Raw genomic sequence first — 6,100 nt, 5'->3', positions numbered from 1 at the left:
GATGTCCATTCATCCAACCATGACCAATGAAGAATTAGAAAGTATATGTGATGCCATTGAAGCAGTATCCAAATCTTTTTCTGAGTGGGGCAAGGATTATACATACAACGCCTCCAAAAATGAATTTTTACATGTTAGTAATATGAATACTGTAGAGTTAATTACCAATAATTGGTTCTTATAAAGTTTTCCAGGGGTAAGTACGTCTAAAATTTTCAATTTAACGATACGCTGTGGCGTCTAATTGCTTTACCATTTTTATACATAATTATTAAAATTATGTAGCCTTATTTCCGGAAGGGTTAAGTTCTTCCTTGGTCTTAAATACATTGACCTTTCCGTAAAAGGGAGTGACCCGTTTCAGTTTTGAAGGATCATCGGGATTCTGAAAGGAAAAATAAACGTACCAACGTTTACTTAAATCTCCTTTTGATGGGTAAATTTTTGGAGTGGTAAATTTGTTTTTGTTGGGCAAATCGTATGCATTTTCGTATTGGCTTTCGTATGCAAATGTAAAAACAACTTTATAATTGGGCATAAAAAAACGGTTTAGCCTTTGCTAAACCGTTTATGTACAATTATTTAAAATTTGTAGCGAGACCGAGATTTGAACTCGGGACCTCTGGGTTATGAATCCAACGCTCTAACCAACTGAGCTACCTCGCCATTTTAACGGCTGCAAAGATAAAAACAAATTAGAATTCAGCAAAGATTATTCGTTTAAAATATTTTAATTTTTTTTGGCAAACTTATCAATTAATGTATATATTGAGCGAATAATAATCAATATTTAAAATGGACGAAAAAGTAAAATTTGAAATGGAGTTCCCCATTCATGCCTCACCACAGTTACTGTATCAATATATATCAACACCCTCAGGATTATCAGAATGGTTTGCAGAAAATGTGAATTCAAGAGGAGAAATATTTAAATTTATATGGGACGGTACTGAGGAGCAAGCAAAATTGGTCAGTAAGAAAAGCGGTGAAAGAATTAAGTTTAGATGGTCTTATGAGGAAGATACTGCAGCATATTTCGAAATGAAGATTCAGGTGGATGAGATCACTAAAGATGTAAGCTTGATTGTAACAGATTTTGCTGATGAGGATGAAGTTGAAGAGGCTAAAATGCTTTGGGACAATCAAATTTCAGATTTGAAACACGTTCTTGGTTCAGCCTAGATTTTAAAATCATAACCCGTATATTTGTCCCGAATTTATTCGGGATTTTTTTATGATTAATTTTAACGGCACACTTACTTCTACAGAACAACTCATATCAGCAGAAAATAGAGGTTATAATTATGGTGATATGGTTTTTGAAACCATGAAATATGTTTCTGGAAAACTGTTTTTTTGGGAAGACCATTATTTTCGCTTGATGGCCTCTATGCGAATTTTAAGAATGGATATTCCTATGGAATTTACCATGGAATTTTTACAGGAGGAGATTGTGAAAACGATTCAGGCCAATAATCTTGAAAAAAAGTCGGTAAGAATAAAATTAGCCGTTAATAGAGTAGAAGGAGGACTTTATACTCCCAATTCAAACCGAGTGAGTTATCTGATTTCTGTAAAGGGTTTGGAATCTGATTTTTACCTCCTAAATGAGTATAACTATCAGGTGGATTTATTTAAAGATTTTTATGTGGCGCCTGGCTTGTTTTCAACTTTGAAGACCAACAATAGGGCACTTAACGTAGTGGGTAGTATCTATGCTCAAGAAAATGACCTCCAGAATTGTCTGCTCCTCAATACAGAAAAGCAAGTGATAGAAGCATTAAATGGAAATGTTTTTTTAGTTAAAGGGAAGACAGTAAAAACACCGCCGCTGCAGGACGGATGTTTAAAGGGGATTATGAGGAAACAGATAATGGAAATTATTGAATTAATGCCAGATTGGGAGATTAAGGAAGAATCCATTTCACCTTTTGAGTTGCAAAAAGCAGATGAATTGTTTATTACAAACGTTATAACTGGAATTCAGCCAGTTACTAAATATAGAAAAAAGAATTTCTCAGTTGAATTCGCTAAAGAGATTCTACAAAAAGTAAATGTGAAAGTTAGGTTGTCTTAATTGAAACTTGGGTTTTCAGGAGCATTCGACCATATACTGTAGTCGTCCCCAAACTCCAGCATTTTTTCCTTCCAAAAAGATTCATAGTCTTTTTCAATAATGGAGTTTTCATAGATGTTTTCTGTGACTACCCAAGAATTTGATTTAAGTTCATCGTTGAGTTGCTCTGATGCCCAACCTGAATAGCCAAGGAAAAAGCGAATGTTATTTTCCTCAATTTCATTATTGGCAATAAGTTCTGCTACTCGATCAAAATCACCGCCCCAATAGATGCCCATAGAAATCTCTATGCTATTTGGAATTAAGTCCGGTATTTTATGAATGAAATAAAGGTTATCCTGCTCTACAGGTCCACCATTATAAATTTTAAAGTCAGCCTTAATTTCAGGGATGAGATCTTTTATGGTGTAATCTAAGGGTTTATTTAAAATAAAACCGATGGATCCTTCATCGTTGTGATCAGCCAAAAGAATGATAGACCGATTGAAGGAAATATCACCAATTATTGTGGGTTCTGCGATGAGTAAACAGCCCTTTTTTGGTTTGATAGTAGTCATAACGGATGAGGATTATATATTAAAGCTAATAAAATTTTTGAATAAATCAAACAATTCCCCACTGTTTGTGACTTTACAAAGAAAAAGCCTTCCAGAAACGGAAGGCTTTAGAATATAAATAAATTTTTATTCGCTTACTATTCAGTAATTTAGTTTATCGCATTAGATAAATCAGCACCTGCTTTAAACTTAACTACATTTTTAGCTTTGATCTTAATAGTTTTTCCTGTTTGAGGGTTTCTTCCTTCTCTTGCAGATCTTTTAGAAACTGACCAAGAACCAAAACCAACTAAAGAAACTCTGTTACCTTTTTGTAAAGCTCCTTCAATTTCAATTAACATGCACTCTAAGGCTTTTTTAGCAGCGGCTTTAGTAATTCCTGCATGTTCTGCCATAGCATCGATTAAATCTGATTTGTTCATAATTTTAAATTTAATTATTAATAAATTGTTGGTTAAACATTTTTTTAGTTAAATCCTATACAAATTTATACGGATATTGCTACTAAGCAAGTAATAGCAAGGGAAATGCGTGTTATTGTTAATAACTTCACCCATTTGTTAATAAAGGGCGTGTTTTTTATAGTGTTTTTTGCGATATCAATAAAATCAAGGGATTAGAGCGCTTTTGAATTTTCAGAAAAGGAATAACCGTTTAACAATGATTTGATATCCATTTTTTTCTTTCCTGGAAGCTTGATATCTAAAATATTTATATAACCTTCTCTAACAGCTACTTTTAATTCTTTCTTGGTGGAAAGGATTGTTCCGATAGGATATTGGTGGTTCTCCTCAATTTTTTCTGACTTGTAGATCTTGGCTTCCAAAAGCTCTTCTCCATTTTCAATAGATGTCCATGCTGCTGGGTAAGGGCTAAGGCCTCTTATGTGGTTATAAATTTGATCTAGGGAATTATGCCAATTAATCTTGCAATTGTCTCTATTTAGCTTATAGGCAGTTTTTGTTGGTAATCCTTCTGGTTGTGGTTTGGTGCTTACAGGGCCTAATTCAATAAGCTCTACAGTTTCAATAACCAAACCGCTCCCTACGTCCATCAATTGGTCATGCAAATCTCCTGCATTCATAGTTTTGTTTATCTCGACTTCTTTTTGAAGGATGACTTCACCTGTATCAATTTTTTCATCAATAAAGAAAGTGGAGACCCCTGTTTTTGTTTCTCCATTAATGATGGCCCAATTAATAGGAGCTGCTCCTCTGTAATTAGGGAGTAGGGAGGCGTGCAAATTGAAGGTTCCGTATTCTGGCATCTTCCAAACTAATTCTGGTAGCATCCTAAAGGCAACAACGATCTGGAGATTGGCATTAAGGCTCTTCAATTCTTCCAAAAATGCTTCGCTTTTAAGATTGGTCGGTTGCATGATGTGAAGGCCTTGACTCGCTGCATAGGTCTTTACTGCACTTTCTTGAATTTTTCTTCCTCTTCCTGCTGGTTTGTCGGGAGCAGTAATAACTCCTACCACATTATATTGATGCTCTATCAAACTTTTTAAAGTGGCAACAGCAAAATCTGGAGTTCCCATGAAGACGATTTTCAAATCTCTTTTCATTGATTTAATTTATAGGTGTTTTTAATTGTAATGGTAATTAGTCCTTGTTCCAAAAGAGCTTTCAAGGACTGTTTAAGTTCTTTCTCCTGAAAAGGAATTTTTAATAGTAATTCTCTTGAATTGGCATCTCTTTTTCCCAAATAAGCTAAAATAGCCTCGTTGACTTCCTCCAAAGAAATAGAAGGCTTAGAGCTCTTTTTGATACATACCGAACAAATACCACAAGCATTTAGGTTCTCTTCGCCAAAATAGGATAGCAATTGGATGCTTTTGCAAAGTTCATCATTTTCGATGTATGAAATCATATCATTCACTTGCTTATTCTTTAGGTCATTTTGTTGTTGAATGATAGGTATGATGCGGTTGATAGTCTTATCGTCCTCCCTTGGTTGAATAAAAGTAACTTGTATGTCTGTTGATTTGAGTTGAAGTGAAATAATACCATCAACTTCCAGTTTTTTCAAAATTTCAATAAATCTATTCTCACCAATAGATGCTTTTTCAGCCAGTTTTAAGGTGTTGATTTTGGTTTCTTGTTCAAAAATACCACCATAAGTCCTTAAAATGGTTTTGACCGGGATTCCCAAATCGGGGTGTCGATCCATGTATGGAAAAAGAACTTCGTTGCTCACAAGAAACTGTATCTTGGTTTTATTACTGAACTCTCTTGATAAACTTATGATGCTCGTTCTATCCAAAAGCTGTAGGGCATTGTAAGCTAAAATACCATTGAGTTGGTAGGTGTGGCAGAATTGGTTGAAATTCAATTCAAATGTGCTTTGTTCTCCTTCACCATAGGGGATTTGGAAGTAGTTATTGAGTTTTCTGTAAATAAGCTTAATGTCATCAACAGTAGGCAGCGTACTTAAAAATTGCTTCTTTAATAAAGGGATGTCGTTGTTGTTTTTTAAAACGACAGCAAATGCTTTTTCTCCATTTCTTCCAGCTCTTCCTGCCTCTTGAAAATAGGTTTCCAGACTCTCGGGAAGGTTCATGTGAATCACTGTTTTGACATCGGGTTTGTCTATTCCCATACCAAAGGCATTTGTAGCCACCATCACCTGTTTTTGATTGGTCATCCAGTCGTTTTGACGCTGGTCTTTTTCTTTAGTCGGTAGTCCGCCATGATAAAAGGTTGCGGAGATGCCTTTGCTATTTAGTTGGTTTGAAATTTCAATAGTTGATTTCCGGTTTCTGACGTAAACTATGGTTGAAGCTGAGTATTTTTTTAAAATGGATTCCAACATATAGTTCTTATCCTCCACATTATAGGCCATGTAGGCCAAATTTGTTCTTTCAAAGGACTGTTTGAAAATTTTTGGCTGAAACAAGTCCAATTCAGAAATAACGTCTTCCACCACTTCTTCATTAGCTGAAGCTGTTAATGCGATGCAGTTAACATGTGGGATAAGTTGTCTTAAAACTTGAATATTTTTATAAGCTGGCCTAAAGTCATTTCCCCATTGAGAAATACAGTGCGCTTCATCGACAGCTATAAGGTTGACCGGCATCTGTTTGATGCGATCCTGTACCAATTCCTGTTGTAATCTTTCAGGTGAGAGATAAAGGAATTTATAATTTCCGTAAATGCAATTGTCTAAAAGGGCATCCAAATCACTATAGGAGATCCCACTGCTCAAGCATAGCGCTTTAATTCCTTTTTGGTTTAGGGATCTAACTTGGTCTTTCATGAGAGCAATAAGAGGGGAAACAACAATGCAAATACCATCTTGAATCATTGCTGGTACTTGAAAACAGAGGGATTTCCCACCACCTGTAGGCAGCAGTCCAAACACATCTTCATGTTCCAAAACGGCATCAATGATTTCTTTTTGAAGGGGTTTAAAGGATGTGTAATTCCAATATTGTTCTAATATGTCAATGGCCTGCAATCTCATG

At 35.2% G+C, this 6,100-nt stretch carries 7 protein-coding genes, 1 tRNA gene and 1 pseudogene; 3 read left to right on the top strand and 6 right to left on the bottom strand.

The window, feature by feature from the left end; all coding sequences use genetic code 11:
• A pseudogene (locus ZA07_RS16155) lies at positions 1-184 on the top strand (selenocysteine lyase); the annotation flags it as partial.
• A gap of 93 nt (positions 185-277) precedes the next feature.
• Here the strand turns inward: ZA07_RS16155 and ZA07_RS03955 are convergent.
• Both ZA07_RS03955 and ZA07_RS03950 read right to left on the bottom strand, forming a co-directional pair.
• Positions 278-538 (bottom strand): hypothetical protein, encoded by a 261-nt coding sequence (locus tag ZA07_RS03955; protein WP_053970444.1) that lies wholly within the window; start codon positions 536-538, stop codon positions 278-280.
• A 54-nt stretch (positions 539-592) separates the two neighbouring features.
• A tRNA-Met gene (locus ZA07_RS03950) sits at positions 593-666 on the bottom strand.
• Between the two features lie 129 nt (positions 667-795).
• On the opposite strand from ZA07_RS03950, the gene ZA07_RS03945 reads away from it, so the two are divergent.
• On the top strand, positions 796-1,182 hold the full coding sequence (locus tag ZA07_RS03945) for an START-like domain-containing protein (protein WP_053970443.1): 387 nt from the start codon (positions 796-798) through the stop codon (positions 1,180-1,182).
• A gap of 52 nt (positions 1,183-1,234) precedes the next feature.
• Positions 1,235-2,077 (top strand): aminotransferase class IV, encoded by an 843-nt coding sequence (locus tag ZA07_RS03940; protein ID WP_053970442.1) that lies wholly within the window; start codon positions 1,235-1,237, stop codon positions 2,075-2,077.
• On the opposite strand, the gene ZA07_RS03935 is transcribed toward ZA07_RS03940, so the two are convergent.
• The 4 genes from ZA07_RS03935 to ZA07_RS03920 form a co-directional block, all read right to left on the bottom strand.
• The gene (locus ZA07_RS03935; RefSeq protein ID WP_053970441.1) at positions 2,074-2,634 is read right to left on the bottom strand and encodes a YqgE/AlgH family protein; all 561 of its coding nucleotides are present in this window, start codon (positions 2,632-2,634) and stop codon (positions 2,074-2,076) included. The two genes, ZA07_RS03940 and ZA07_RS03935, sit on opposite strands and share 4 nt — an antisense overlap.
• 149 nt (positions 2,635-2,783) lie before the next feature.
• Entirely contained in the window at positions 2,784-3,056 is a 273-nt protein-coding gene (locus ZA07_RS03930; protein ID WP_053970440.1) for an HU family DNA-binding protein, read from the bottom strand.
• A 194-nt stretch (positions 3,057-3,250) separates the two neighbouring features.
• Positions 3,251-4,201 carry a methionyl-tRNA formyltransferase gene (gene fmt / locus ZA07_RS03925; RefSeq protein WP_053970439.1) on the bottom strand — a complete coding sequence of 317 codons (951 nt, stop codon included), beginning with the start codon at positions 4,199-4,201 and terminating at the stop codon, positions 3,251-3,253.
• Positions 4,198-6,099 carry an ATP-dependent DNA helicase RecQ gene (locus ZA07_RS03920; protein WP_053970438.1) on the bottom strand — a complete coding sequence of 634 codons (1,902 nt, stop codon included), beginning with the start codon at positions 6,097-6,099 and terminating at the stop codon, positions 4,198-4,200. The genes fmt and ZA07_RS03920 overlap by 4 nt, the downstream gene beginning before the upstream one ends.
• Position 6,100 lies beyond the last annotated feature (1 nt).

The sequence above is a fragment of the Mangrovimonas sp. ST2L15 genome, assembly GCF_001280515.1.
In the GTDB taxonomy this organism is placed as follows: domain Bacteria; phylum Bacteroidota; class Bacteroidia; order Flavobacteriales; family Flavobacteriaceae; genus Mangrovimonas; species Mangrovimonas futianensis.
The sequence above is the reverse complement of the archived record's forward strand: the minus strand, read 5'-3'. Positions and strand labels throughout refer to the sequence as shown.

Coding starts and splice junctions, on each gene's coding strand:
- ZA07_RS03955 (WP_053970444.1), bottom strand. CDS start 538: ATGCCCAATTATAAAGTTGTTTTTACATTTGCATACGAAAGCCAATAC.
- ZA07_RS03945 (WP_053970443.1), top strand. CDS start 796: ATGGACGAAAAAGTAAAATTTGAAATGGAGTTCCCCATTCATGCCTCA.
- ZA07_RS03940 (WP_053970442.1), top strand. CDS start 1,235: ATGATTAATTTTAACGGCACACTTACTTCTACAGAACAACTCATATCA.
- ZA07_RS03935 (WP_053970441.1), bottom strand. CDS start 2,634: ATGACTACTATCAAACCAAAAAAGGGCTGTTTACTCATCGCAGAACCC.
- ZA07_RS03930 (WP_053970440.1), bottom strand. CDS start 3,056: ATGAACAAATCAGATTTAATCGATGCTATGGCAGAACATGCAGGAATT.
- fmt (WP_053970439.1), bottom strand. CDS start 4,201: ATGAAAAGAGATTTGAAAATCGTCTTCATGGGAACTCCAGATTTTGCT.
- ZA07_RS03920 (WP_053970438.1), bottom strand. CDS start 6,099: ATGAGATTGCAGGCCATTGACATATTAGAACAATATTGGAATTACACA.